The following is a 689-nucleotide window of genomic DNA, read 5'->3' as shown; positions in this document are numbered from 1 at the left end:
TCGATTGACTTCCAGGTGGAAGATATGCGTCGTTTGATCGTGAATGCTTCCTTTTGGCTTTTGGATATGCCAGAGGTGATTACACCTGAGCTTTCTGTGGAAATAGTCGGGAATTATGAGCCAACGATGTTTGGCTTTGATAGCTTCCGGAAGGGAATGAAGGTTAGTGATTTTAAATAAGTAAAAAATCCCCCTTTCCCCCTTTGGAAGGGGGAATTGCCCTCATGAGAATTTAAACCATCGACTTCGAACGAATATTCTTAATTGAAAGATTGAAGTTCAGGAAGAGCCACTCCCCCTTTTCTAAAGGGGGCAAGGGGGATTTAAAAAAAACATATAATGAACAAAATAGGATTTAATGTGCTGGCCTGGTCGGCAGAGATGTCAGAAGAGTTGCTGCCTGTTCTCGATCGCTTGAAAAAGATAGGATACGATGGGGCAGAATTTTTTATCGGAGGTTCACCGGAGGAATCCTTCAAACTGGTAGGAAAGCACTGTGCGGATATCGGACTTGAAGTGACAGCTGTGACCGTGATGGGGCCAGAACAAAATCCAATCTCGCAGGATGCTAAAATACGAGCTGCGGCTAGCGAACAACTCAAATGGGTAATCGATCGAGCGTATGATTTAAATGCTCAGGTGCTTTGTGGGCCATACCATTCTGGATTCACTGTTTTTGCATCACGAGA

Annotated in this window: 1 protein-coding gene and 1 pseudogene; both read left to right on the top strand. The window is 44.1% G+C overall.

The window, feature by feature from the left end; translation table 11 throughout:
* Positions 1-180, top strand: a pseudogene (locus tag ESV85_RS22135) (hypothetical protein); the annotation flags it as partial.
* A gap of 159 nt (positions 181-339) precedes the next feature.
* On the top strand, positions 340-689 hold a 350-nt coding region (locus ESV85_RS22130), incomplete at its 3' end, for a sugar phosphate isomerase/epimerase family protein (protein WP_146921528.1).

It is taken from the genome of Algoriphagus aquimarinus (genome assembly GCF_007997215.1).
GTDB lineage: Bacteria > Bacteroidota > Bacteroidia > Cytophagales > Cyclobacteriaceae > Algoriphagus > Algoriphagus aquimarinus_A.
The sequence above is the reverse complement of the archived record's forward strand: the minus strand, read 5'-3'. Positions and strand labels throughout refer to the sequence as shown.